The organism is Marinobacter sp. V032 (assembly GCF_052645435.1).
The window spans coordinates 1,975,896-2,002,711 of sequence record NZ_JBQXYE010000001.1 but is presented as its reverse complement, the minus strand read 5'-3'; the positions used below and the strand labels follow the sequence as shown (position 1 = coordinate 2,002,711).

Below are 26,816 nucleotides of genomic sequence, written 5' to 3'. Positions count from 1 at the left end.
TTTCAAGCGATATCCCGTTTCCCGCCCTTTGCTCATCGCCAGTTAAAGAAAAACATCGATTTCTGATAGTGCGCCCGTGTAGCTGAAGCTTCAGCTTTCGAGCAGCACGAAGGGCTGCCAGATGTTGCGTGCGATTCAGGAGCCTAACGGATCCACCAAAGCTGAAGCTTCGGCTACAAAAACTTGTCGGCACTCAGCTCTGGCGGACAAACCTTATCAGCCCGCTTTACCATCCGCCCTCGGGCTACTCAAAATGAGTGTGTAGCGCAGCAGAAAAATGACGAACGCGATTTCCCACAACAGCGCAGACAAGCCTATCCCCGGCGACCAGGGCAGTCCTCCCAGAGCGGTGATCACCCGAACAACTGCCGCCAGCTGAATCGCGATAAAAGCGAGCACCATGCCGCCGGGCAACTGAAGTGGCCGGCCCGTGTGGCCCAACGAAACCCGCGCAATAACACCCAAAATCAAACTGCCGATCACACCTACACCTGCGGCGTGGCTCCAGGCGGTCGGCGCCCAGCCGAATACCAGATGCCCTGCCATCAGTATCAGCGCAACCGGTATCCACAGCAGTGAGAGGTGCAGAATCCAGAGCAACGGTTCACTCCGCGCGGCCCAGCCGTGCCACCCCGTCAATCGCTCCAGCATCAGTATCGCGGACGTTAAAGCAAACAGCACTTCACCCCAGCGCCATCCAATAACGAGCATGGCCAGCAACAGCAGCAGGCTTACAAGAGTTGCGAGATCAGTTCGGGGCGACACCTTGACTAGATCCGCATTACCACCATTCTGACGCAACCAGCCGGCGGTAAAGGCCGGCGTGATACGCCCGCCGATAATTCCGGCCAGCGCCATAGCAAGCACCAATGCGCCATCGACATAATTGATATGCAGGGTATTCACGAACGCAATCTGCATGACCCAGAGCAGGCCCAGCACCACCAGAATGACGTTATGTCGTTTCTGCCCGGAACGCAGGATCCGCCAGCCAGCATCCAGCATTATCAGCGGCAGAAACAGTAGGTTTACGGCCTGCACCAGCCAAAACGGCAAATCGCCGCCGAATGCGAGGAGCAAGCGGCCAGCCAGCCATACCAACCAGAACAACATGAGCGGTACACCTTGCATGCGCTCTGTTTTTGTCCAGACGCACACCGCTGTCAGCAGGAACCCGGCGATCGCCGCCGTCAAAAAGCCGAACAGCATTTCATGCAGATGCCAGTAGAGTCCCGGTAGCGCGGTTGGCAATATCCACTTGCCGGTCACCACCATGACCCATACCGGCACAACAACAATCGCCAACACAGCCAGCGAGAGAAAGAAGATTCTGAAGGGATAGGCAAACAACAAGGTCAGTCGAGGATCAGCGTTTTCTCCGGAAGGCATTGCACGGATACTCCAGGTGAAAAATAATGAGTGGCCAAACGGCATGATGGCGGCTTACAACGGCGAGCCCAAAGGGGCTAAAGCACTGGCCGCATCACTGCCGATCAATCAAGAGAACCGGTAAATGCATTGGTACTCCGTTCTGAAAACGATCCACGTTTCCGCAGCGTTTCTCACCGCAAGCCTTTTCGTGCTGAGACTCGGGCTTGATGCGACAGGCAAAACCGGCTGGCGGAGAACGGCTTTACGCTGGATTCCCCACCTGAACGACACCCTATTGTTAGGCGCCGCTATTGGTTTGTTGCTGGTTAGCGGCTGGTCGCCACTGGTCCATTATTGGCTCTCCGCAAAGATCATCGTTCTTATCGGCTATATTGTAGCTGGCAGAATGGCCATGAGCGCAGATCGTCCGCGTCGCGCCCGCATGATCGCGGCGCTGGCAGCGATACTGCAGCTCGCACTCATTTTTGCGCTGGCAATTACCAAACCGGCTCTGCATACCTGACTGAACATGCCGCTCTCAGCACGGCGCCACTGCGCCCTTGCGAGCCTAGTACCACCAGGTCAAAAGCACACAGCTGACATAAAACACGACGAACCCTATCAATGCGCCGTTGACGCTGCCGGTCAGATCAATCGACGAACCGTATGCGACAACATCCACTGACAATGATGGTTGAGTCTATCCGGCCCGGTAATTCAGGCAACGACCTGCCGAACGACCGGGGCGATGAATTGGTGCATCTAACCCTCTGAGAGAACAACATTCCCCAAAGACCCGCGTCGGATATCCGGTTAAACTACTGTCTTTGAAGTCCATAACTGCAGAGATCCATGAACAGGCCAGCCGTTCAACTATGTTATCGCGCACTGGCGTACATTAGCGTTGCGCTTGCTGCGGCCGGCGTTGTCCTCCCCTTGCTCCCTACAACCCCTTTTGTCCTGCTTGCAGCCTGGGCGGCCAGCAAAGGTTCACCTGAATTTGAGCTGTGGCTGCACAACCACCGAATTTACGGGCCGATTATCCAAAACTGGCGCGATCATCGTGCAGTGCCACGCAAAGCCAAATGGCTGGCCTTTATAATGCTGCTATTCAGTTGGAGCATTCTTTACTGGACGGGCGCTCCGACGCCCCTGCTCGTTGCTTCTGGTCTATTCTTTACCGGCCTGACACTGTTTCTGGCCTCCAGGCCTTCGGTGTAAGGCAACCGGCCCTCCTGCCCATAAACAGGTTGCCAATATGTAGTGAGGCTGGAAGCGGAGGTTTGAGGTAGGCTAGTGTCCAGTCTGATGAATACGTCAGAAACCAGAGCCACGAAGACATCATTTTGCTCCCGAGGTTGTCGGATGATAGAAAGGAAGCGCGCCACCGGTGGAAGTCCCCACGCTTTGCAACAATTGCCACGCCTGTTTACTCCGCTTCTGCTTGTTTTACTGGTGTTGCTGGCCCCGTTTTTTGCAGCGCCGGTAGCCGCTCAATCAAATGAGAAAAGCCTGTCGACGGGCGAAGACACGCCGGTGGTCGCCGACACATCGATCAGCCAGCTCAAGGCCAGCATTGAATCCGTAAAGCAGCGACGGGAAACCCTGTCCCGGAACTACGAGAAACTGGCAGACGATTACGAATCCCTCAAATCACACCTAGACGCCCTCCACGACGACGTGCCACCGGAGCTCGGGGAACTGTTGCGACACCGCCGCGACCGACTGACCGAAATCATCAGTGACAATCAGTTCAATCCCTCACTCAATCGGGAAATTACCCAAGCACGACTGACACTGCTCGAGCTGGAAGACATGACCGGTCCGGTGCAGGTGGAGGAGAAGGCCAACGAGCCCAGCGAAGCCGTTATAAAACAAAAAATAGCGCTCGTTGAAGAGCAGATTAAAGAACTGGAAGCGCTACGAAAGGTGTTTAACGAGGCAACGGCGAAAAGCCAACAGTACCTTGAGTTACTGGATGAACACCTGTTCTGGCTACCCAATGTAGAGCCCTTCAGTTGGGATACATTCACTGAACTCGCCGATGCATGGGTCTGGCTGCTTAAGAAGGTGTCTACCACTCGGCTGATTGATCCCAACACCCTATCGTTCACTGAAAAAGCAAAGGCGATTGGCGGCACTGTAATCGTCATACTGCTCTTTTCCCTTCGTCGCCGCTGGAAACGGGTTCTTAAGGTACTGGCGCCCCGTATCGGTAACGTCGGTAACGACAACTTCGGACTGACACTCAGGGCCTTGCTGGCAACCTTGGGGCTGTCACTCTCCTGGGCACTTCTGGTCGCAGCGCTATCTATTGTTATCAATGACGACACCGCCTTTACCAAAGCGTTGTCATTGGGAACCCGGCAGGCCGCCTACGTCATATTCCTGCTGTCACTACTTTCCAATATTTGCCGGCCCAACGGGCTGGGCGAAGTCCATTTCCGCTGGCGTCCGGAAACGCTAAAGGCCGTCCGTATAGGCGTTCCCTTGCTATTGGTCGTGCTGGTGCCCGCCACAGTTCTGACCGCTTTGGCGGAAAGCGCAGTCGCTGAAAACTACAGGGGCAGCCTTGGACGCATCGCTTTTATCATGGCATCGATCCAACTGGCTTACTTCGCGCATATCGTCCTGCGCACCAAACGCAAAGCCACCGATCAACACCCACCACCGAAATGGATCAAGGTTGTGCATCCTGCCGCCGTGACGCTGCCAATTCTTATATTGGCACTGTCTCTTGCCGGCTATCACTACAGCGCTCTTACGCTGGAAGGCACACTGTTTATCTCGGTGTGCTGGATTTTGCTGGTGGTGTTGGTCTACTACATTGCCCTGAGGGCCGTGGCGGTAAACGAACGGCGAATGACACTAGCGCGCCTGCGGGCCGAGCGAGCCGCGGCCAAGGCACAGGATGAATCCCGGGAAGCCGCAGAAAACGCGGGCGAAGGTGTACCGGAATCCCTTGATATTCCGCAGATGGATCTTGACGACATCAGTGATCAGGCTCACGCCCTGTTGGGCATGTTCGCCCTGTTCGCAGCCGTTATTGGTCTGTGGATGCTCTGGTCTAACGTTTTCCCGGCGTTCAATGCGCTTGAGGACATCACCCTGTGGACCGTGGCTGCGGTCGATGGCAACCCCGATAACGCTACCGTCATCACAATGCAGGGCGTCGCCTTCGCGCTCGGAATTGCATTTGCTACTTTCTTTGCCGCTCGTAACCTGCCCGGCATGCTTGAAGTGGCCTTTCTCAGCCGGATCGAGATGTCACCCGGTACCGGCTATGCGATCACAACCATTTGCCGCTACATCATTGTGATGGTTGGCGTTACGGTTGCTCTGGGGCTGCTGGGAGCAGAGTGGTCCAAGCTACAGTGGCTGGTCGCAGCTCTGGGCGTTGGGCTGGGCTTTGGTCTGCAGGAAATTGTGGCCAACTTTATATCGGGCATCATGATCCTGTTTGAGCGCCCTATCCGCGTTGGCGACACCGTTACCGTCGGGGATCAGACCGGCACGGTGTCGCGGATCCGCATCCGCGCAACCACCATTACCGGGTGGGACCGCAAGGAACAGATCATCCCCAACAAGACGTTCGTCACCGAACAGCTGACAAACTGGACCCTGTCAGATCCTATCACCCGGGTGATCGTGAAAGTCGGTGTCGCCTACGCGTCGGATATAGATCAGGTTCAGCAGATTCTTGAAGAGGTCGTGCTGGCAAATGAGCGGGTGATCAACGATCCACCTCCGGCTGTTTTCTGTGTGTCATTCAATAGCAGCAATATCCAGTTTGAAGTCCGGGCCTTCGTTAAGAGCATGATGGATATTCTGCCGCTGACCCACGAACTGCATTCGTCAACGCACCAGGCCCTCAATGCTGCAGGTGTGGCGATAGCTTATCCACAGCTCGACATGCATGTGCGCTCAATACCAGAAGATTTAAAGGGGCTTACCGGGCCTAAAGTCGACGGCAACAAAGATAACGATAGTGATGGAAACGCCACTACCAAAGACAACCGCAAGGACGAAGACGTCTGATCCCCCATCAGGCAGACGTCAAGTTGGCCCGAAACCTGCTGTGACATGATAAAGACCCCATTATGTTCCGCTTCGGAACCGCAGGATCAGCATCATGTCATTGCTCGCATCACTGGCCAAAGCCAGCGCCAGCTTCCAACAAGCCACCGAAAATCGCGCCAGCCGTCAGGCTGCTGCGACCAGTAGTAGCAAGGCTGCGGCCGCTACCGAGACGGCTTCGAATGACGACAGCGTGACCCTCAATGGTGGCCAGGAACGCAAGCCCTCTGCCCGCTTGACGGTTAACCAGTACAAACAGAACGTGGGGCAGGATCATGCCTTCGTACGGGAAACACTGCGGCACAAACTTGCCGAGTACAGTTTGAATCCGGCAACGCGGATCAGCGTCGAAAAGCACACAACCGGCGAGGTTAAGCTACAAGCCTTGATGCCGGAAAACACACGTACCCAGATCGAGAAAGACCTCAATAACAACAAGGCTTTCCGCGAGGCGTTTAACCGGTTGAGCGTGAATGAGCCTACAGTCGCGTTTGTGGATACCGCGCTACGACTGAATCAGGCTTATGGGGTCAGTAACTCTTTGCTTGATCAGATGGTGAGCGAGAATCAGCAATTCAATGGCCTTCAGGATCTGGTTCACCGCTATGACAGCCTGCGTCAGACTGTCAACGCGGAACAGATGGCAGCTGCCGGCATGAGCCCACAGTACGCTTTTAATCTGAACGCCCGGGCGTAAGCGCCCACCAACGCGAGTTTACGCTGCATCACTGAAACGGCGCAGGATCACCCTTACCTACTCGGGTCACTTCGGGTGCATCACCGCAGAAATTGACCACGGTTGTTGCCTCAAGTCCGCAGAAACCGCCATCAATAATCAAGTCCAGCTCGTGCTCAAGGGTCTCGCGGATATCGTAGGGATCCGTCATCGGCTCGTCATCGCCCGGCAAAATCAGCGTACTGCTCATGATCGGCTCACCCAATTCCGCCAGCAACGCCTGAACGATCGCGTTATCAGGAACCCGCAAACCGATGGTCCGGCGCTTCGGATGAAGCAGCCGCCGCGGCACTTCCGTGGTGGCATCCAAAATGAAGGTGTAAGCACCGGGAGTGAAATTCTTGAGCAAACGGTACTGGGTGTTATCGACCTTGGCATACTGGCCGATGTCCGAAAGATCCCGACACATCAGTGTAAAATTGTGCTTGTCATCCAGGCGGCGAATACGCTTGATGCGATCAGTTGCCTGTTTGTCTTCCAACTGACAGCCAATCGCGTAGGCCGAATCAGTGGGGTAAACGATAACCCCGCCTTTGCGCAGAATATCGACCGCCTGTTTGATCAGCCTCAATTGCGGCGTCTCGGGGTGAATCTGGAAAAACTGACTCATAGATAATCCCTACTGAAATGGGTCAATGAAAACGGGATCCGCGTTAAGCTCAGGCGTGGTCGTGTTTCGAACCACCCATACAGTTGGGTGACGACGGCGCAACAGCCTGGCGCGCTTGCCATTCATCCGGCGTATAGAGGTGCAGCGCAAGGGCATGAACGCCCCCCTGTATCTCGTCATTCAGTACTTTGTAGATCGCCTGATGACGCTTAACCTTGTTTTCACCCTCAAACTGGCCCGATACGAGCGTCACCTTGAAGTGAGTCTCGGAATTGGGCGGCACGCTGTGCTTGTGGCTTTCGTTTTCTACCGCAAGCAGTTCGCTCTGATAAGCAGCACCCAACTTGGATTCGATAGCCGCTTTTACGGGCATCTGTACCTCAGACATTATAGATCTCCCATCCCGGTTTGTTTCGGCATTGTGTTTATTATACAGCATTAACAGAGAGTTCCATCACGGAGCTACATCAGTGCGCGCGCGGGGTTTCATCGCCCCCCTTGACAGTCTGCCGCCCCTTCGCCATCTTCCAACGCCTGCTGTTGTGGAACCATTTTGATCATGCGTTTGTTTATCGCCGAAAAACCCAGCCTCGGCCGCGCCATCGCCGCCGCACTACCCGGCCCTGTAACCAAGGGTTCCGGCTGGCTGCAATGTGGCGACGCTGTCTACGTGAGTTGGTGCATTGGCCACCTGCTCGAGCCTGCCGAACCTGCGCATTACAACCCCGGCTGGCAACAATGGCGGCTGGCTGATCTACCCATGGTTCCCGCACCCTGGGCCCTGACCCCCAAGGACAGCGTCAAAACTCAACTCGACGTACTGGGATCGCTTCTGGGCAAGGCCGAGAGCATCGTGCATGCCGGCGACCCTGACCGAGAAGGCCAACTGCTTGTCGATGAAGTCTTGCGCTACTTCAAGGTAAAGCTTCCGGTGGAACGATTGCTGATCAACGACCTGACGCCTGCGGCCGTTGCCCGATCACTCTCCCAACTGCAGGATAACCGCGCCTTCCGGCAACTATCCCATTCGGCGCTCGCCCGCCAGCGGGCCGACTGGCTCTACGGCATCAACCTGACCCGTGCCTATACCCTCCGCTACCGTCAGCTCGGCGGGCAAGGCGTTTACTCTGTTGGCAGGGTGCAGACACCGGTGCTCGGCCTGGTGGTCGAGCGCGATAAAACCATAGCGGAATTCACTCCCAAACCGTTTTACAGCCTGACGATCACCTGCGCCGGAGTGGATGGTGAAACCACCGAATTCACTGCACGTTGGCGGCCTGACGATCGTTTCAGCGACAAAATGGATGATGAAAGCCGGGTACTGGATCGCGCGACAGCAGAGTCAGTCGCCGATGCGGTCAAAAACCAGCAGGGCGCCATTACCGACGCCCGTTTCCGGGAGCGGGACGAAGCAGCGCCTCTGCCGCTGTCCCTGTCCGCTCTGCAAATTGAAGCAGGCCGGCTACACGGGCTCAGCGCCAAACAGGTACTGGATATCGCCCAGAACCTGTACGAGAAACACCAGTTAATCACCTACCCGCGTTCCGATTGCCGCTACCTGCCGGTAGAGCACTTTGCCCAGCGCAAAGAGGTGGTCGCTGCACTGGCAACCGTCGCCCCAACGCTGGCGCCTGCTGCCGCACAGGCCGACTTTCAGCGCCACTCCCGTGCCTGGGACGACAGCAAAGTGGATGCGCACCATGCCATTATTCCCACTGCGCGTCGGCGTCCGTCCGGGAACCTGTCAAGGGCCGAGCACCAGATCTACGAGCTGATCAGCCGTTACTACCTGATGCAGTTCTATGACGATGCCATCCATCGTGAAGGTCGGCTGGACCTGACCATCGCCAGCCATGCCTTCAGAGCCAGTGAAACCGGGGTGGTGAGGCAGGGCTGGAAAGTACTCGAGCCACGCAAAAAAGAAACTCAGGAAAAATCGGCCCGTCCGCTGCCTCGCCTTGAGAGCGGCGCCGCCGTTACATGTAAGCATACTGCCATCAAAGACCGGCAGACCCAGCCACCCAGCCATTTCACCGACGGCACACTGTTGTCCGCCATGACCAACATTGCGCGCTTTGTAGCAGATGCGGAATTGCGCAAGACGCTGCGCGAGACCGACGGACTGGGCACCGAAGCCACGCGAGCCAGTATTCTGGAAACCCTGTTCCGCCGGGAGTTTCTGGTTCGGGAAGGGCGGCACATCAAAGCGACAGCTAAAGGCCATGATCTGATCGAGGCATTGCCTGCGAACGTCGCCCAGCCGGATATGACCGCCATCTGGGAAGCCACACTGGAAGGTATCCGCCGTGGCGAAGCCGACCCCCGTGCCTTTCTGGCATCCGTGCAATCACAGATCACCGATCTCATAGCTTCAGTCAACGCTGCACAGCCATTGCGCAGTCAAGAGACGCAAGATCCGGCAACAAACAACACAACGCCGTCCCAGCCGTTTACAGCCAGCCCGGACAGCAACGGTATTCACTGCCCCCGTTGCCGTGCGCCGATGCGCAGCCGGGAAGGTCCTTACGGCGCATTCTGGGCCTGCACGCGCTACCCTGACTGCAAGGGTACCCGGGCCATCGAAAACGACAACAAGCAAGGTGACGGAGCCGAGCAAGCGCCGGTCCCCTGCCCCGCCTGCTATTCTCCGCTTGTGCGCAGAAACGGCAAAAAAGGCTGGTTCTGGGGCTGCAGTAATTATCCTGGCTGCCGACAAACAGTAAGTGACGATAACGGCAAGCCTGGCCGGCCGCACTGAGCGCCCAGGCCCAATGCTCACCGACATTGTGTCGAACGCAGTGCTTCGTTAACCATACGCAACATAATGACACTGAACAGGCTGCGTCATTTTGTCAGAATGTCGGCTAGACTGGCGCCTTGCCTACCCGCAGGAGAAACTTGAATGCGAATTGCGTTACTGGAAGATGAGCCGGAACAGGCCCGGAATATTGTCACTCTGCTAAGCGACAACCAGCATAGCTGCGAGAGCTTTCAAACCGGTCAGTCGTTCCTCAGTGCCGTCACCCACCGCAGTTATGATTTGCTGATCCTTGACTGGCAGATTCCGGATTCATCCGGCATTGAAGTGCTGCGCCACGTACGCGCCCAATTGAACTGGCCCATCCCGGTGATCTTTCTCACCCAACGGGACAGCGAACAGGACATCGTCCAGGCACTCGATGCCGGTGCCGACGACTACCTGTCAAAACCGGCCCGACCGGCTGAACTGCTCGCCCGCATCAGCGCGCTGGCCCGTCGCACTCAGCCTGATGTTGATCGGCCGGTGCTCGAATACGGCCATTTCAGAATCGATACCAAATCGCGCACGATCCACCTGCGGAACGAGCTGCTAACGCTGACGGACAAGGATTTTGACCTCACGCTTTTCCTGTTTCAGAACCAGGGCCGTCTGCTGACCCGCGAAATGTTGCTCGAGCGTGTTTGGGGCGTCACCCGGGATATTAATACCCGCACGGTCGACACGCACATGAGCCGCCTGAGACGGCGCCTCGGCGTTAAACCGGAAAACGGTTTCCGGATCAAAACCATTTATCAACGCGGATACCGGCTTGAAACCATGGATGAGCAGCCTTCAGAAGACGCGGTATCTGACGATATTACGCACTCAGATTAATCATGCTCATCAGTTCGGACTCAACCGGTATATGTTAAAGGTATTGTATTCACTGCCATTGCACGCAGTTTTAGCTCTGGCTTTGTGCCTCCCTGCTGCACTTCATGCAGAGTTACCTGTCGCCCAGGGATCATCAACCGGATCCTATCTGCAGGCTACCGGGACCCGCACAGCCGACTGGACTTATACCCTGAGACCGGATGAAACTCTCGGCCAGATTTCAAAGCGACTGCTGGGCAACGGGCACACTCTCGCCTCGCTCACCCGGTACAACAGCATTGGTGACCCTTCAGCTGTAATGCCAGGCGAGTCGATCCGCATTCCTCTTAATTGGCTGGAAAAGCAGCCAGAACCCGCTGTCGCACTTGCTGTGACCGGTTCAGCGCAGCACCTTGAAGGCGTCAGCGGCAAGCGCCGAACACTCAAGCCACAAATGCAAATCAGGGCCGGCGACGAAGTGTCCACCCAATCCGGCAGTGCGGTGATTCAATTGGCCAATGGCTCACTGATCCGCATGGGGCAGGATAGCCACCTCATCTTCAATCGCCTGACCCGATACGGCAAAACGGGCATGGTCGATACTCTGATGCGCCTCGAGCGCGGTAGCCTTGAAGCCGATGTCGAAGCACTGACTGAAAATGGTTCCCGCTTTGAAATCGATACGCCCTCTGCCATTGCAGCCGTTCGGGGAACCGCTTTCAAGCTCCAGACCGGAAAAGGCATAACACAACTGCAGGTGACCGAGGGCAAAGTGGCTTTTGGCCCACCAGGCCGCACTTTGCCAGTACCTGCCGGTTACAGCGCCACCGCGGGCAAGGGTACGCAAAGCGCTGTGGATATCCGCAAGCTTCCTGCTGCGCCTGAAATGGCACCCTTGCCGGCGAACGCCAGCCGCCTGCCGCTCGACATTAAATGGCAGCCCGTTGCCGGGGCCAGCCGCTATCAGCTCGATATATATGACAGCGCTTCCGGGCGCTGGGTGGCCCGCGAACAGTCCGTGAACCCCGAACTGACACTCAAGCATCTGGACAACGGCAAATACGACATCAAACTCGCCGCGATCGGCGCCAGCGGTATCTCTGGCATGCCCAGTGAACAGACAATCAAGCTGCAGCAACAGGCTAAAGCTGCCAACTTGGTTGCACCGGCGGCAGATGACAAGATTGACGACGATGTCCCCGACTTTAGCTGGGCATACACCGGCGACAACGAACTGGGCCGTGTTGAAATTTCAGACTCTGATGATTTTTCCAACCTCGTCGCATCCAGCGAATGGGCCCCCGATAGCAACGCCATTCTTACCCGCGCGCTATCCCCGGGCGAATATTTCTGGCGTGTCGTAACACTTGCCGGAGGTGACTCGAAAGCCACCTCAACCGCCAGAAAACTCATTATTAACGGTACGTTGGAGCCTGCGAAGATCATTAACGTAAACTACGTGGATAGCCAGGTGCGCATCTTCTGGCAACGTGTCGCCAAGGCAGACAAATATCAATTACAACTCTCTGAAGACCCTGCTTTTCAAAACATCATCAAGGAAGCAAACGTCACCGATACCACAGCGGCCTTGCGCCTCATTCCCGGAAGACGGTATTTTGTGCGCTTAAAAGCGCTTTCTGATGGGCCCATTAATGGTCGTTGGGGATCTGGCAGGGAGCTTTTTGTTAACTGATCCGCCTCTGTTTGCGGACTGCTATAAGCGATATTCATGTTCAGGGAATGGCTTCGAGTCACGCAAACAGCCTGGAAACTGGCCCTCCCCCTTATTCTGATTATTTTTGCGCTGAATGCCGCCGGCATTCCCCAGCGCGTTGATCTATGGATTTACGACACCCTGACACTGGGCTCCCCAGCCTCTCCGTCTCCTGACCTTGAGCTTGTGGCTGTTGACGAAAAAAGCCTGCGAGAGCTGGGACGCTGGCCGTGGCCTCGAAAGCTGCACGCCGAGTTGATCGACAAGCTTACCGATGCCAGGGCCCGAGTCGTCGTGTTTGATGTACTGTTCAGCGAACAAAGTGACGACGACAGCCTCCTGGCCAACGCCATGCAGCGAAATGGCAAGGTCGTCTTGCCCGTGCATATCTTTCCTTCGTCAGCCAATCAGCCGCTTTCAGAGCAATTACCGACACCACCTCTGACACGATCAGCCGGCGCGCTGGGCCACGCCCACGTCGAGCTCGATAATGATGGGATCGCTCGCGGCCTCTATCTATACAGCGGTCTTGGTGATGCCTTGTGGCCCGCCATCTCCCTGGCCGCAGCGCGGCTCGCCGGTGACAGCGTGCCCACTCCTTTAATTCCGGACGGCAACACCTCGGCTTTTGTGAACGTACGCAGCCAGTACGTTTTTGTGCCGCTTTCCGGCAGGGCCGGCGCTCTGCCGACCACTTCCTACAGCGACATACTGAACGGACAGGCCGACATGTCCCGCTTCAAGGATAAAGTGGTTTTTATAGGCGCGACCGCGCCCGGGTTCGGTGATGTGCTACCGACACCACTGTCCGGGCTGGCAACGCCCATGTCGGGAGTTGAGTTTCACGCCAATACCTATTCAGCCATTGCCCAGCAGCGACTGATTCAGCGTCTGCCGCCGTACCAGACGCTGCTGCTTGTCATTATTACGATTGTATTCATCAGCTTCGCCTTGCCACGCTTAAAGCCTGCCCACACTCTATGGGTGTGCCTGATGTCCAGCGCGTTACTGCTGTTATTCTCGAACCTCCTATATCGTCACCTGAACATATGGGTACCGATATCCGAGGCGTTACTGGTTCCGCTGATCGCCTATCCGCTGTGGAGCACTCGGCGCCTGACACTGCTGAATACTTTTCTGAACCGGCAACTGGACTTGTTGGGGCGGGATCCCGGACTCGGGCTCCGCGAACCTCAAAACCAGCAACCCCAGAGAATCCTGGCGGATCTATACCAACTCCTCAATGCAGAAGGATGCTGGCTATCCCAGGGCGACGTCATTATCCGGCAGGAAGTGCTGAGTGCAGCTGATATTCCCCGGTTCTCCGATACCGGGCGCTGGTTTCATTCAGGGGATCAAAGCTGGATCCGGATTTCCCGGGGCAACCGCATATTTGAGCTTGGCCTGATACTGCCTCAGAGCCTGACCCGTGAAGCCAGCCGACGCTATCTTCAGCGCCTAAATCTGGATCATCCCGTGTCATTGAGTCATTCCGAAAAAGACCATACCACCGAGATGATCGGCGCCCGGATCGAGCGTGTACGCGGGGCCATTGAGACACTCACAGACATGCGCGAGTTTATCGGCCGGGGTTTTGAACGGATGCCGGATGGCGTCATCGTTACTGATGCTCTGGCGACCATTCAGTTCGTGAACGGCCATATTGAGGAATGGTTTGGCGAACCCAGGCCGAGCCTTATCGGCATGTCGCTGACCAGCCTCCTTAACGCCCACGACCCACGCGAGTCATCACCCTGGCAGGATACTATCGCCGATACCCTGACGCTGCGCCAAACCCGCACCGTCGATCTGCGTGTCAAAAACCTCGATCTGCTGATTCACCTGGCGCCGTTCAGTATGTCCGACAGCGACCAGCACGGCATCATCGCCAACATCTCCAACATCTCGGAACTGCGCGAACAACAACGCCAGCACCGGGAAGCCATCGACTTCATCTCCCACGATGTCCGTTCGCCACTGGTGTCACAGCTCGCACTTATTGCCCAACTCAAACGCAGCCCCGAATCCATTGGTCCGGACCAGCTGGAACAGCTCGGCAACCTCGCCCGCCGCAGTTACCAGTTAGCGGAAGAATTTGTGCAGCTGGCGCGAGCCGAGCAGCTCACCGAAACCCGTTTTTACGACTGCGAGTTCTTATCCGTCGTGGAAAACGCCCGGGACAGTGTCAGCGAGCAAGCTTTGTCGAAAGGGATTCACCTTGAATTAAATGACTCTGAGGATTTCTGGCTCAGGGGCAATGCCGAGCTTCTTGAGCGCGCGATCATCAATCTACTCACCAACGCCGTTCAATACAGCCCTTCAGGTTCTACGGTTAATATTCAGGTATTCAGGGCGGGGCATCAGGTCTGCCTGACCGTGACCGACGAAGGCAGTGGTATCGCGAAACACGAACTACCTCATCTGTTTGACCGTTACCGCAGACAAAAAAGCAGTGAACTGTCGGGCAACCGCGGTGCCGGACTGGGGCTGTCATTTGTAAAGGTTGTAGTTGACAAACATCGGGGCGAGATTGAAATTGTATCCGCCGAGGGAGAAGGGTCCGCCTTTACGCTAAGACTGCCCATTGCAGACCCTCTCGCAATGTCAGAGCCCACGCCTTCATCAAGCCTGGGCGATAGCGAATAACACGTCCCTAGATAGACTTGCTGACGACAGCTGATAACGGGCTTGATAGATTTTCGGTATCCAGCACGCGAATAGCAAAATACCAGTCTCCCTCACTCAGCCCATCAACGGTATAGCTCATTACGCTGGCATCATTGATGACGACGCGTTGATTCAACTCATTGGCATTGCGACCGTACACGATCTCGTAGCCCTTAAGCTCGCCCATAGACAAGCTTTCGCCATTGATCCGGGTCAGCGGAGCCGTCCAGCTCAAACGCGCCACAGCGGCTTCTGGTGCTGCCTCATGAAGCGAGGCATAGAACTGCTGTGTGCGCTCGGAGACATCAGCCAAAGCCGACAAGGCGCCGGGATCGATAACACTCTCTTTAAGACCTTCAGACAGCACCGCCGCCTCAAGAACCAGATCATCAACCGACGGCCCACTGGCTTCACCAGACAGCTGGCCATTTACCTGAATCGCCTGCTCACTGGCACTCAGCACCTCTTCAATGGACTGCCACCTGTCACCGTCAACCATCGCCAGAAAAGCAGCATTAATTACCGCCAACTGAATAGCATCTGTACTGCCGGAGAAGCCATTCAAACGAACAAGATCCGGCGGCGGCAACTGCAGCGTACCCGGACGCAAGCCGAATGACGATTCCATCTCTTGATAAGCACGAACCAGCTGACCAGCGCTGAGCCCTTCTGCCGAGTGCTCTGCCAGCGCTACCGCAAGCGTTGATAATGGTGTGATATAGACATCGCGGGACTGGTCCACATTGATGGCCGCCCGCAAACGGAAGTCGGACTGCAACGGGAAAGTCTCCCCAAATGCCACAGCGTCCGGCGTACCGGCCATGCAGGTGGGCACCACATCGCACGTCATTCGGGTTTGATTCGTGGCAGCCAACTCAATCAGCACCCAACCTGAAGCAGATTCACTGATAGGTAGTTGAAACTGTCCCTGCTGATCAGTCAGTACCGCGCCACCCAACTGCGCTCCAGCCACAAACCGGTTAGTGTCGTCATCTTTTTCAAGACGCCATGCTGTGACCTGGCCATCACGAATAACACCTTTGATCGCACCACCATTCAGTACAATGCCTTGAGCGCCACCGGATTCGACATCTGATCCGGCATTGCCAGCGACCGCTACAGTGTCGGAAGAACCCCCGCCGCCACACCCTGCGAGCAGCAGAGAGAATAAGGCGCCAACGACAACTGCTTTTGACGATTTTATGGTGCTAAATGACATAATAAGTGACCGATTTACTGACGTTTCAAGGTCACTTTAGAGGATCAAGATGTTAAATGGTGTGTTTTACGTCATTTTATAGGCTACTTTTTCGCCATTTTTTTGACTAACAACTGAAAAGAAAGAGCCAGCAGCATGCCCAACCTGCCCGACAAACCAGCCCCTGGACAACGCAAAAGCACCAGCATCACCGTCACCCGTTTTATCGCCGAAAAGCACACTGACGAGGTGGCTAGCTTATATATTGAGTCAGTTAAAAAACTGGGCGCGTCCCACTATAGCCAGCGGGAAATTGACACCTGGCAAACCTGGGCGCACAACAAATCAATTGTCACGAGTACGCTTCGGGAAGGCGAAACCCTACTAGCCTGGGACAGCGGAATCATTGCAGGGTTTGCCCAGCGCTCACCCGCCAACCGGATTAACATGCTCTACACTCATCCTGCCTATGCCCGCCAGGGCATCGCCTCGAAACTCCTGCATTGTTTAACAAATCACGCCATTTACGACGGAGTGCCAGAGCTGCTCGCCCACGCAAGCCGAGTGTCCCGGGCAATCTTTGAACAACAAGGGTTCACTTGCGGCGGAGAGGAATGGGTAGAGCGAAGGGACGTGCGTATACAGCGGTTTTTGATGTTAAAACAGCTCTAAAAGCCCAGCAGGGAAATACATAGAAACCTAAAGGGCGAACGGAAACCGGCTCAGCAATGGGAACAGGAACACCACAAGAGGCACTGATTTTACGTATTCCACAAAGCAAAAAAGCCCGATCAATTGACCGGGCTTTTTCAATAATGGTAGCGGGGGCTGGATTCGAACCAACGACCTTCGGGTTATGAGCCCGACGAGCTACCAGACTGCTCCACCCCGCATCAAAACTTTTACCTTTCAGCCTGAAAGACTCTGGCTTTCTATCAGACTTTCACGCTTGCGCATGACTATATGGTAGCGGGGGCTGGATTCGAACCAACGACCTTCGGGTTATGAGCCCGACGAGCTACCAGACTGCTCCACCCCGCATCAAAACTAGTTACTGATAACTACCAGAGCAAATGTTTGCGTCGCCGCCCTGATCTCAGTGGCGCGAACTATACGGAGTTGGACGAGAGCTGTCAATTGATTCGCCAAAAAACCCTGTAGATTTCGGCGACTACGTACTCTTAGGCCTCCCGGACTTGCGCAATACCGGGTAACACGCTATTCAGGTAGCGCGATACTTTTTTACAGCAACTGGAAAGATGATGGCGCAGCCCGATAACAAGAACGATATCCAGAACCTTGAGCACCTGATCCAGCAGGCGCGACGAAACGAAGCGATTGCACTCAAGCTTTTCGAAATTGAGCTTGGCATGCTGAAAGCATCGGAACTCTCAGAATTTACAGACAGACTCACCGAACAGGTCCGTGATCGATTTCAACTTGATGATGCCTGGTTTGCTTTTATCGACATTGAAGAAAACAGACGCATCATGGCACTAATGAGTGATCAGGGCGCACTTTCAGAGCGACTTTTATGCCCCTCAGGTGAGCTAAAAGCCCTTACTGCGACCAACCATTCGCCGATACTCAGCAGCACCATGGGCCATCTGCAAAAGCTGACGCCTGGCCACTTGCGGGACACTATAAAATCAACTGCACTACTGCCTCTGGAAATGGAAAACCGGATCATTGGCGCCCTGATCCTGGGCTCATCCGACCCGCAGCGTTACACCGCTGATATGGCATCGTTTTTCCTGGAGCAACTCGCTGTAAAAACATCAGCGGGTCTCACCAGCATCTGGGCGCGCGAACAACTCCGCCAGCTCGCAACACGCGATCCGCTTACCGGCCTCAGAAACCGGCGCGATATGGAAGCAGCGCTTGAGCAGGAACTGGGGCGATCAAAACGTTACGGCCTGCCGATGGCGCTTATGTTTTTTGATCTGGATGATTTCAAACAGATTAACGACAACTGGGGCCATGAGACCGGAGACGCCTGCCTGGTCCACGTGGCGCAACGACTTGAATCTTTCTTGCGCAGAGATGACAGCCTTTTCCGCTTTGCAGGTGACGAATTTGTTGCCCTGCTACCCGGGCAATCGGAAGCCAGCGCAGAGCAGATCGCACAGAGGATGCAGGAAGCCCTGAGCAGCACGCCGCTGCATACTCAGAATGCTGCAATCGTTATTTCATTCAGTTACGGCGTTGCCTGCATCAAGCCCGAAGACAATGTTAAGCCTGATGAACTGATCAGAACGGCCGACCAACGCCTGTACGAGATGAAACGTAATCCGGACCGAGCAAATACCGCGCAGAACTCATCTTTATAACTCGAATAGATCTTCAGGAAATGCGCCCTCTTCAACACGCGCAATACCGACGGATGCCAGTGCCTCACTGACAGGTCGAAACGATCGTCGATGTATAGGCGTGACGCCCAAGGTGTTCAGAGCGTCCACGTGAGCCGGTGTAGGATAGCCTTTGTGCCCCGCAAGACCATACCCAGGGTACAACGCATCCATTGCCTGCATTTCCCGATCCCGGGTCACTTTCGCCAGGATCGATGCGGCGCTTATTGCAGCAACGCGACTATCCCCTTTGACGACCGGTTCGCTTGGCCATTGCCATCGGGGGCAACGATTGCCGTCAACCAGCACGTATTCGGGCTCCCGGTGCAGCCCGTTCACAGCCCGCTCCATTGCCAGCATCGTTGCCTGATAGATATTAAGCGCGTCAATTTCATCCACTTCACAACGCCCCAGGCTCCAGGACAGGGCCTGATCCACGATCAGCTCAAACAGCCGTTCACGCCGCTTCTCAGTAAGCTTTTTGGAATCCATTAACCCGTCAATGGGACGCTCTGGATCGAGAATCACCGCGGCGGTAACCACTGGTCCGGCCAATGGGCCACGCCCCACCTCGTCAACACCAGCCAGCAACGGGCCATTGTATGCGCACTCAAAAGCTGCACCTGTCAGGTCAAGCGCCATGATTCGCTGCCTCGATCAGTGGCACCAGCGCCTCAGCGGCACGTTCATTGGCGTTTTGACGCAGCTGGTCGTGTATTTCGCAGAAGGCCTGATGGAGCGAATCAACACCTCCATCTGGCTGAAGCCAGTCCAACACAGCCTGCCCGAGCGCTTCAGGCGTCGCGTTATCCTGTAGTAACTCCGGCACCAACTCACGCTGAGCCAGCAGATTGGGCAAGGAAACATAAGGCACTTTCACCAGTTTGGTGGCGATATAGTAGGTCAGCCCACTCAGGCGGTACCCGACAACCATCGGCTTTTTAAGCAGCATCGCCTCTAATGTTGCCGTACCAGAGGCCAGCAACACCACATCCGCCGCTGCCATCACCTCTCGGGAGCGCCCAAGAACCAACGTTACAGGCAGCTTCACCTCGAGCTCTTCAAGCATCTCGTTCAGCTGCTTCTGTCGGGCGCGATTCACGCAAGGGATCACCAACTGGAGATCTGGTTGCCGCTCCTGCAACCACCTCGCCGCTGACAGGAACAACATGCCAAGCCGGGAAACTTCACCGGCTCGGCTACCAGGTAAAACCGCCAGTACCGTGCGATTCCGGTCGAGCCCAAGCGCATCACGTGCAGCATCGGTATCCGGCTGCATGGGTACGGCATCCGCCAGAGGGTGCCCGACAAAGGCAACGGGAACATCGTGCTCTTGATAAAAGCGCGCTTCGAATGGGAACAGCGTCAGCATCTTGTCGACAGCGCGGGCGATCTTGAAAATACGCTTGCGCCGCCAGGCCCATACCGAAGGGCTGACATAGTGTGCTGTTTTTATCCCGGCTTCCCGTAGCTGGAGCTCCAGCCCAATGGTGAAGTCGGGAGAGTCAATACCAATGAAGACATCGGGGCGGGTCGTTAGAAAAAAAGAACGAACGCGTTTGCGGATAGCCACAAGCTCGCGGATACGGCCGAGCACTTCCACCAGCCCCATAACCGACAAGCGGTCCATCGGCACTAGCGAGTGAAAGCCGGCCGCTTCCATTTCCTCACCACCAATGCCGATAAAACGGGCATTGGGGTAACGCTTGCGCAGCGAGCGAACCAGGCCGGCTCCCAGTATATCCCCGGAAGCTTCACCGGCAACGATGCCGATGGTCAGTACCCTGTCACTCACTGGCGATACCACACCGGCGGGTTCAAGTGTCGCCGTTATGTCCGCCAATGCGGTGTTGGTTAAAAGACTCACTGCCCAGTCACTATCTGACGATACCCCGATGGGCATTTCGAAGAGAGGCTATCAGGGGTGCGACTTCTTTTACGTCCGCGTAGTCTCTTTCAAGCGCCTCAATCGCCTGGACCAGAGTCAGACCCTGACGGTAGATAACCTTGTAGGCGCGACGTAATTCGGAAATAACGTCTTTGGAATAACCTCGACGCTTCAGGCCTTCAACATTCAACCCATGCGCCGATGCCGACTGGCCACTGGCCATGACATAGGTGGGAATATCCTTCAGCACGATGCTGCCGCCGGCACTCATACTATAGGCGCCCACATGGCAGAACTGATGCACCATTGTGCCACCGCCCAGAATCGCCCAATCACCCACTGAAACATGGCCCGCCAGCGTCGCGCAATTTGCAAGAATGGTGTTGTTGCCAATGACACAGTCGTGGGCCACATGCACATAAGCCATCAACAGATTGTCGTTGCCTATGCGTGTCTCACCCTGATCCTGAACAGTACCGCGATGGATCGTGCAGTTTTCCCGAATAACGTTATTGTCGCCAATGACGAGCGTCGTTGGCTCACCAGCGTATTTCTTGTCCTGGCACTCCTCACCCACGCTGGAAAACTGAAAAATGCGGTTGCCACGACCGATCACCGTCGGCCCCTTGATCACAACATGAGACAGTATTTCAGTGTCATCGCCAATCTCAACGCCTGGCCCCACATAACTCCAGGGTCCGACAGTGACGTTCCGACCCAACTTGGCAGCAGGATCAACAATTGCCTGAGGATGGACTCCCGACCATACCTGTGATGCCATCAAACTTCTCTCTCAGCGGTCATGATTTCAGCAACGCAAGCCACTTCAGAGCCTACCAGTGCCCGGCACTCAAACTTCCAGATACCGTGTTTATCAGTCACGAAACGTGACTCCAGTCGCAACTGATCTCCCGGCACAACCGGGCGCTTGAAGCGCACTTTGCTAGAGCCTGCCAGGTAATGCACGACCCCGTCTGAAGGTTTCTTGCCCGCAGTGACAAAACCAAGAATACCGGACAACTGCGCCATGGCTTCAATAATCAAAACGCCCGGCATGATCGGCTTGCCGGGGAAATGCCCCAGAAAAAACTCCTCATTTATCGAGACATTCTTGTAGCCTACAATCGTCTCTCCCTTGACCACCTCATCAACCCTGTCGACTAACAGGAATGGGTAGCGGTGGGGCAAAAACTCCATGATTTCTTCGATGTACATCATCAGGTACCGGCCTCAGGCTCGTTTAAGCATTTTTATCCAACTTGCGCAGTCGCTTCGCCAAATCATCCAACTGACGGAATCGCACTGCATTTTTTTGCCACCTTCGGTTTGTATCCACTGGTACGCCGGACGAATAGACCCCTGGCTCAGGCAAATCACGGGTGACCATAGTCATGCCGGTCAGGTGGACCTGGTCACCAACCTTGAGATGGCCGGAGATTCCGCTCGCTCCCCCGAATACACAGTGTCGCCCGATCGTTGTGCTGCCTGCCACACCAACAAACGCCGCCATCGCCGTATGATCGCCAACGGACACGTTGTGTGCAATCTGAACCAGATTATCAAGCTTCACGCCATTGCCAATGACCGTATCATCCAGCGCGCCGCGATCGATTGTCGTATTGGCACCAACTTCAACGTCATCGCCAAGTATGACCCGGCCGATTTGCGCAATCCGGTGCCAGACGCCTTTCTCGTTGGCAAACCCGAACCCCAGCGAGCCAATTACAGCACCACTCAGGATCAGACAGCGCTTGCCCAGCTCAACCCCGTGATAAAGCGTTACTCGCGCATCCAGGGTAGAGCCATCACCAATGCGACAACCGGACCCAATAACGCTGCCAGCGCCAATTGTCACATTCTCTCCAATCAACGCTTCCGCCTCGATCACCACGTTAGGGCCGACAGAGGCAGTCGGTGCAACTTTTGCGGATGCATCGATAACTGCAGAAGGGTGAATGCCCGCTGGCGCTCGGGGCGCAGGATCAAACCAGTGACTCAGCTGAGCATAGCCGAGATAGGGATTATCAAGTAACAGGACATTGGTCGGACACTGCTCAGCGGCGGACGGAGCAACAATAACCGCCGACGCCTTCGTTGTCTGCAGGTAGCGCGCATAGGACGGATTTGCGAGGAAACTAACATCCCCCTCCTGCGCCGACTGCAGGGTGGCAATACCGCGAATTTCCGTCGCAGCATCGCCCCTAAGTGTTGCACCAAGCGCCTGAGCAATATCGCCCAGCGAATGGGATATTCTTTTCATGGAGTTCTCCGCCCTGCCTGAATCGGGCTGGCGCACAGTTACAGAACGATTACTTGTTCAGCTTTTTGATCAGCTCTTCTGTCAGATCCATATCTGGCTTGGAATAAACCACCGCTTCGCTAGGCAGTACCAGATCCAGATCATGTTCTTTCAGCAGCGCTTTAACAGCCTCGTCTACTTTTGGGCGTGCCTCTTCAAGGAAGGCCTGCTTACGGCCATTAACAGACGAATCCAGGCGCTGCTTCAGGTAATTGAATTCCTGAACCTTTTCTTTGAACTTGCTACCCAGTTCATTGCGCTCGGTTTCATTCATCATAGCACCGTCTTTTTCAAGGCGTTCTTTCAGCTTGCGTGCTTCTTCCTGAGCATCACGAACCTTGGCCTCGTCATCAGAAAACTCGGACTGGAGCTTCTTACTGAACACCTGGGCGCTATCTGAGGAAAACAGCGCACGACGCAGATCAACCACGCCAATATTAGTATCCGCCAGAGCGGGTGCGGCGATGACAATTGCCATAACGGCCAGTATCAGTTTTTTCATCATGTTGTGAGCTCCTGCTTACTTTCGTCTTATAGTTAATAATGCACTTAAATCTCGCCAGCCGCCGAGTGATCAGAAACTCTGACCAAGTGAGAACTGGAAGACCTGCGTTTCATCGCCGGATTTATCGTTCAGCGGTTTCGCCAAACTGAATGCCAGCGGCCCGATTGCGGTGATCCATTGGAAACCGACACCTGCTGACAACCTGATTTCATCCAATGCCGGATCGTAACCGCGATCCACGTCAAAGACCTGACCACCGTCGATGAAGAACGCCGTTCTCATAGAGCGAGAGTCACCGGCGAACGGTGTAGGGAAGATCAGCTCAAGGCTGCCCTCAGTGAGCAGATTGCCGCCGAATGGATCCGGTTCTGTCACGTCATTCACGTTGTTGGTGGCAAGAGGCCCAAGAGAGTTCGCCTCGTAACCACGCACCGAGCCATAACCACCAGCAAAGAAATGCTCGTAAAACGGCATCACCGTCGCATCGCCATACCCGTCACCGTACCCTATATCGGTTCTCGCTCTGAAAACCCAGGTCTCAGCATTGTTAATCGGCTGGAAGAAATTGGTGCGATGATTGATTTTGTAGTACGTCAGGTCACTGCCGGGAACAGCCAGATCAACTGAGAGCGAATGACTAAAGCCCCGCGTCGGCAACACGCCCCTGTTCAGGGTGTTCCGGCTCCATGAGCCTGTCAGGAAGTAACTGTTGAAGCGATTGCCCTCTTCGTTAACGAAGTCTTCAACCTCTACAGCAGGAAATTGATTCGTTTTGACCTTGGTGTGGGTATAGCCCACTCCAAAATTCAGGCGGGTCACGCTATCGATCGGATAACCGAATGTCATGCGTCCGCCATACTCATCAAGCAGGAAGGATGAAATATCCTGCTCCTCGAAGTCTGTCTGGCGGGCAAACAGGCTGAAACCACGGCTCACACCGTCAACCGTGTAGTACGGATTGGTATAAGAGAAGTTCGCGCTTTTGATTGAATCACTGAAGTTTGCGCCAACCGATACCCGCTTGCCTGAGCCAAAGAAATTATTCTCTGACACACTCGCACCCAGAATAATCCCCGACACCTGTGAGAAACCAACAGAGGCAGAGAGACTGCCCGTTGGCTGCTCTTCTACGGTGTAATTAACGTCAATCTGGTCTTCTTCACCGGGTACGCGAACAGTTTCAACGTCGACGGTTTTGAAGAAACCAAGCCGCTCCAGTTTGGTCTTGGAGTATTCAATCAGATCTGTTGAGGCAACGCCCCCTTCCATCTGGACCATTTCCTGACGAAGCACTTCGTCGCGCGAGGATACGTTGCCACGGAAGTTGATCCGGCGTACGTATGCCCTTTTGCCTGGCTCAACATAAAAAGTGATGGACGCCGTATTGTCGTCTGCGGTTTCGGGAACCGCGTTTACATTGGCAAATGTGTAACCTTCACGCCCGAGGCGCCGGGACAGCGCTTCCGATGTAGCGGTCAATTGTTGCTGTGAAAACACATCACCCGGGCCCATTTTGATCAGCTTGCGCAGGTCTTCTTCCGGCAGGATCAGCTCGCCGCGCAGCTTAATATCGGAAATGGTGTAGCGGGGACCTTCGTTTACGGAGAGGGTGATGAAAACATCTTTCTTGTCTGGTGAGATCGAAACCTGGCTGGATTCTACGTTGAAATCAATGTAGCCCCGATCCAGATACCAGGATCGCAGGCTTTCAAGATCGCCGCTAAGTCGCTCGCGCGCATATTTATCCGCGCTGGTAATGGACGTCCACCAATCAGATGTTTCCAGTTCAAACAGGTTGAGAAGTTCTTCGTCGCCGAACGCGTCGTTGCCAATAATATTAATGTGACGAATGGAGGCGACTTCGCCTTCCTTGATATCGAGCTTTATCGCGACCCGGTTACGGGGCAGCGTCTCAGCCGTAGCTTTAACCCTTGCGCTATAGCGCCCCTGCGCGACATAGGACCGAAGAATCTCGAGCTCCAGTCGTTCCAGCGTGGCACGCTTAAAAACCTGACCTTCCTTCAGTCCGGCACTGTCCAGCGCCTCTTTCAGCATGTCCGTCTCGATGGCTTTGTTGCCCTCGATGTCGATCGAGCTGATGGCAGGGCGCTCCTTTACAGACAGAACCAGCACGTCATCGTCACGACTGGCACTCAAATCTGTAAACAACCCGGTTCGGAACAGGCTTTTTATCGCGCTGGCCAGCGACACATCGTCAACAGGCTGACCTATATCGATGGAAAATGCACCGAAGACCGTGCCGGCGGAAACCCGCTGCAGTCCTTCCACTTCAATATCGGACACGACAAATTCGTCGGCCAGAGCCGTTGGCAGAACCCCAGCAGTCGAGATGAGGCCCAACGCCAAACTCAGAAGAGAACGTCTCATTCAGTTAATTCGCCTGTTTATGCGCGTACGGAAGGTGGCAATTCTCACAACCGCATCAGGTCGTTGTAAAGAGCAAACACCATCAATGTAAGAATCATTGCCATACCAATTCGTAATCCAACGGCCTGAACCTGTTCCGACAGCGGCTTGCGACGTATCGCCTCGAGGCTGTAAAACAGGATATGACCACCATCAAGTACGGGTACTGGCAACAGGTTAAGTACCCCAAGGCTAACGCTCAGGTAGGCCAGAAAACGAACAAAGCCCTCGAATCCTGACCGTACACTCGCTTCAGCTACGCGGGCAATGGTAATCGGGCCGCTAAGATTATTCAAAGACAGCAGCCCGGTAATCATCTTCTTGATCGCGACAAGTGTCAGGCGGGTATCAGCCCACGTCTCGCCCACAGCTTCCGGAATGGCCTCAAAAACGCCGTAACGGTTTTTTCTGACCAAACCTTCAGGCCACTCGATTGGCGCTGCGCCAGCCCCGATCAATCCAATAACTTCTCCGTTATCAGCCTCGTGCCGTTTCGGCGTCACAGTAATCGTGCGTGGCTGACCCTCACGCATGATATCAAGCGTAAGGGATACGCCTGGCGATGCCTGCACTGTCTTGACCAAGGCAAACCAGCCATCCACCGGCTCGCCGTTGATCCGCAACACTTCGTCGCCCGACTGCAGGCCGGCGCTCTCTGCCCGGCCTCCGGGCAAAATCTCGCCAAGCACTGACGGCACATCCGGCCGGTAAGGCTGTATGCCAAACAGTGAAATGGGATTGGGTTCATCGGTGTCCAGCCGCCAGCCGTTCAACTCGGCCTGCCGCTCGACAACATTATTATCTTTTCTGAGAGACATGTTGATCGGGCCGAACTCACCGGCCCGCTCAAGCAACAAGCCTCCGATATCGCGCCAATCCGTCACTTTCTCACCATCAATGGCGAGAATTTCCATACCGGACTCTAACCCCATCCGCTCGGCAATACTGTCTGACTCGATATCCCCAACCACCGGAGCAAGCGTGCTGAAGCCGACAACACTCAAAACCCAGTAGGCAAATATCGCAAAGATAAAGTTGGCAGCAGGCCCAGCGGCGGCAATCGCAATGCGTTTGCCTGGGGATTTCTGAGTGAATGCTTCGGAAAGCTGGTCCTCGGGAACCGGACCTTCCCGCTCATCGAGCATTTTGACGTAGCCGCCCAGCGGAATGGCAGCGATAGCAAATTCAGTCCCCTTCCGGTCATACCAGGAGAACATCGGCTTGCCGAAGCCAACAGAAAAGCGTAACACACGCACACCGCACTTTCTGGCCACCCAAAAATGACCGTACTCATGAATGGTGACGAGAATGCCCAGCGTAACAATGAGTGCGAGAGCCGATTCTATGAACTGCATGACACTCC

General features: G+C 55.2%; 22 protein-coding genes and 2 tRNA genes. 10 read left to right on the top strand and 14 right to left on the bottom strand.

Annotated elements, in window-relative coordinates:
* Positions 1–216: 216 nt before the first annotated feature.
* Positions 217–1,398, bottom strand: coding sequence for an NnrS family protein (locus ACUN9X_RS09190; RefSeq protein ID WP_445473204.1), 1,182 nt, complete (start codon positions 1,396–1,398; stop codon positions 217–219).
* A gap of 115 nt (positions 1,399–1,513) precedes the next feature.
* On the opposite strand from ACUN9X_RS09190, the gene ACUN9X_RS09185 reads away from it, so the two are divergent.
* The 4 genes from ACUN9X_RS09185 to ACUN9X_RS09170 all read left to right on the top strand — a co-directional run bounded on the left by ACUN9X_RS09185 (position 1,514) and on the right by ACUN9X_RS09170 (position 6,145).
* Positions 1,514–1,894, top strand: a complete 381-nt coding sequence (locus ACUN9X_RS09185; protein WP_445472871.1) for a SirB2 family protein — start codon at positions 1,514–1,516, stop codon at positions 1,892–1,894.
* Between the two features lie 329 nt (positions 1,895–2,223).
* A complete protein-coding gene (locus ACUN9X_RS09180) occupies positions 2,224–2,592 on the top strand; it encodes a YbaN family protein (RefSeq protein ID WP_445472870.1) in 369 nt (122 codons plus the stop codon).
* Positions 2,593–2,736: 144 nt separating this feature from the next.
* Positions 2,737–5,409, top strand: a complete 2,673-nt coding sequence (locus ACUN9X_RS09175; protein ID WP_445472869.1) for a mechanosensitive ion channel domain-containing protein — start codon at positions 2,737–2,739, stop codon at positions 5,407–5,409.
* 94 nt (positions 5,410–5,503) lie between these two features.
* A complete protein-coding gene (locus tag ACUN9X_RS09170) occupies positions 5,504–6,145 on the top strand; it encodes a hypothetical protein (RefSeq protein ID WP_445472868.1) in 642 nt (213 codons plus the stop codon).
* Between the two features lie 28 nt (positions 6,146–6,173).
* Here the strand turns inward: ACUN9X_RS09170 and ACUN9X_RS09165 are convergent, their stop codons facing one another.
* Positions 6,174–6,794, bottom strand: coding sequence for an L-threonylcarbamoyladenylate synthase (locus ACUN9X_RS09165; protein WP_445472867.1), 621 nt, complete (start codon positions 6,792–6,794; stop codon positions 6,174–6,176).
* 49 nt (positions 6,795–6,843) lie between these two features.
* A complete protein-coding gene (locus ACUN9X_RS09160) occupies positions 6,844–7,182 on the bottom strand; it encodes a BolA family protein (RefSeq protein WP_445472866.1) in 339 nt (112 codons plus the stop codon).
* A gap of 171 nt (positions 7,183–7,353) precedes the next feature.
* Between ACUN9X_RS09160 and ACUN9X_RS09155 the strand changes: the two genes are divergently transcribed.
* The 4 genes from ACUN9X_RS09155 (at position 7,354) to ACUN9X_RS09140 (ending at position 14,767) form a co-directional block, all read left to right on the top strand.
* On the top strand, positions 7,354–9,552 hold the full coding sequence (locus ACUN9X_RS09155) for a DNA topoisomerase III (protein ID WP_445472865.1): 2,199 nt from the start codon (positions 7,354–7,356) through the stop codon (positions 9,550–9,552).
* A 144-nt stretch (positions 9,553–9,696) separates the two neighbouring features.
* Positions 9,697–10,428, top strand: a complete 732-nt coding sequence (locus ACUN9X_RS09150) for a response regulator transcription factor (protein ID WP_260035036.1) — start codon at positions 9,697–9,699, stop codon at positions 10,426–10,428.
* Positions 10,429–10,459: 31 nt separating this feature from the next.
* The gene (locus tag ACUN9X_RS09145; RefSeq protein ID WP_445472864.1) at positions 10,460–12,100 is read left to right on the top strand and encodes a FecR domain-containing protein; all 1,641 of its coding nucleotides are present in this window, start codon (positions 10,460–10,462) and stop codon (positions 12,098–12,100) included.
* A 36-nt stretch (positions 12,101–12,136) separates the two neighbouring features.
* A complete protein-coding gene (locus ACUN9X_RS09140) occupies positions 12,137–14,767 on the top strand; it encodes a CHASE2 domain-containing protein (protein ID WP_445472863.1) in 2,631 nt (876 codons plus the stop codon).
* A 7-nt stretch (positions 14,768–14,774) separates the two neighbouring features.
* On the opposite strand, the gene ACUN9X_RS09135 is transcribed toward ACUN9X_RS09140, so the two are convergent.
* Positions 14,775–16,007, bottom strand: a complete 1,233-nt coding sequence (locus ACUN9X_RS09135) for a fibronectin type III domain-containing protein (RefSeq protein ID WP_445472862.1) — start codon at positions 16,005–16,007, stop codon at positions 14,775–14,777.
* A 135-nt stretch (positions 16,008–16,142) separates the two neighbouring features.
* On the opposite strand from ACUN9X_RS09135, the gene ACUN9X_RS09130 reads away from it, so the two are divergent.
* On the top strand, positions 16,143–16,658 hold the full coding sequence (locus tag ACUN9X_RS09130; protein WP_445472861.1) for a GNAT family N-acetyltransferase: 516 nt from the start codon (positions 16,143–16,145) through the stop codon (positions 16,656–16,658).
* Positions 16,659–16,802: 144 nt separating this feature from the next.
* Here ACUN9X_RS09130 and ACUN9X_RS09125 read toward each other — a convergent pair.
* Both ACUN9X_RS09125 and ACUN9X_RS09120 read right to left on the bottom strand, forming a co-directional pair.
* Positions 16,803–16,879, bottom strand: a tRNA-Met gene (locus ACUN9X_RS09125).
* 71 nt (positions 16,880–16,950) lie between these two features.
* Positions 16,951–17,027: transfer RNA gene (locus ACUN9X_RS09120), tRNA-Met, on the bottom strand.
* A 221-nt stretch (positions 17,028–17,248) separates the two neighbouring features.
* Between ACUN9X_RS09120 and ACUN9X_RS09115 the strand changes: the two genes are divergently transcribed.
* Positions 17,249–18,316: a DUF484 family protein gene (locus ACUN9X_RS09115; protein WP_445472860.1), complete on the top strand. Its 1,068-nt coding sequence runs from the start codon at positions 17,249–17,251 to the stop codon at positions 18,314–18,316.
* Here ACUN9X_RS09115 and rnhB read toward each other — a convergent pair.
* The 8 genes from rnhB to rseP form a co-directional block, all read right to left on the bottom strand.
* Positions 18,311–18,976 (bottom strand): ribonuclease HII, encoded by a 666-nt coding sequence (gene rnhB / locus ACUN9X_RS09110; protein WP_445472859.1) that lies wholly within the window; start codon positions 18,974–18,976, stop codon positions 18,311–18,313. The genes ACUN9X_RS09115 and rnhB overlap by 6 nt on opposite strands.
* Complete coding sequence (gene lpxB / locus ACUN9X_RS09105; protein WP_445473203.1) at positions 18,966–20,129, bottom strand: lipid-A-disaccharide synthase; 1,164 nt, start codon at positions 20,127–20,129, stop codon at positions 18,966–18,968. The genes rnhB and lpxB overlap by 11 nt, the downstream gene beginning before the upstream one ends.
* 82 nt (positions 20,130–20,211) lie before the next feature.
* On the bottom strand, positions 20,212–21,003 hold the full coding sequence (lpxA, locus tag ACUN9X_RS09100) for an acyl-ACP--UDP-N-acetylglucosamine O-acyltransferase (RefSeq protein WP_445472858.1): 792 nt from the start codon (positions 21,001–21,003) through the stop codon (positions 20,212–20,214).
* A complete protein-coding gene (gene fabZ, locus ACUN9X_RS09095; RefSeq protein WP_260035022.1) occupies positions 21,003–21,440 on the bottom strand; it encodes a 3-hydroxyacyl-ACP dehydratase FabZ in 438 nt (145 codons plus the stop codon). The genes lpxA and fabZ overlap by 1 nt, the downstream gene beginning before the upstream one ends.
* 22 nt (positions 21,441–21,462) lie before the next feature.
* Positions 21,463–22,482 carry a UDP-3-O-(3-hydroxymyristoyl)glucosamine N-acyltransferase gene (gene lpxD, locus ACUN9X_RS09090; protein WP_445472857.1) on the bottom strand — a complete coding sequence of 340 codons (1,020 nt, stop codon included), beginning with the start codon at positions 22,480–22,482 and terminating at the stop codon, positions 21,463–21,465.
* Positions 22,483–22,531: 49 nt separating this feature from the next.
* Positions 22,532–23,026 (bottom strand): OmpH family outer membrane protein, encoded by a 495-nt coding sequence (locus ACUN9X_RS09085; RefSeq protein ID WP_445472856.1) that lies wholly within the window; start codon positions 23,024–23,026, stop codon positions 22,532–22,534.
* Positions 23,027–23,095: 69 nt separating this feature from the next.
* A complete protein-coding gene (gene bamA / locus ACUN9X_RS09080; protein ID WP_445472855.1) occupies positions 23,096–25,414 on the bottom strand; it encodes an outer membrane protein assembly factor BamA in 2,319 nt (772 codons plus the stop codon).
* A gap of 44 nt (positions 25,415–25,458) precedes the next feature.
* Positions 25,459–26,808 (bottom strand): RIP metalloprotease RseP, encoded by a 1,350-nt coding sequence (rseP, locus tag ACUN9X_RS09075; RefSeq protein WP_445472854.1) that lies wholly within the window; start codon positions 26,806–26,808, stop codon positions 25,459–25,461.
* Positions 26,809–26,816 lie beyond the last annotated feature (8 nt).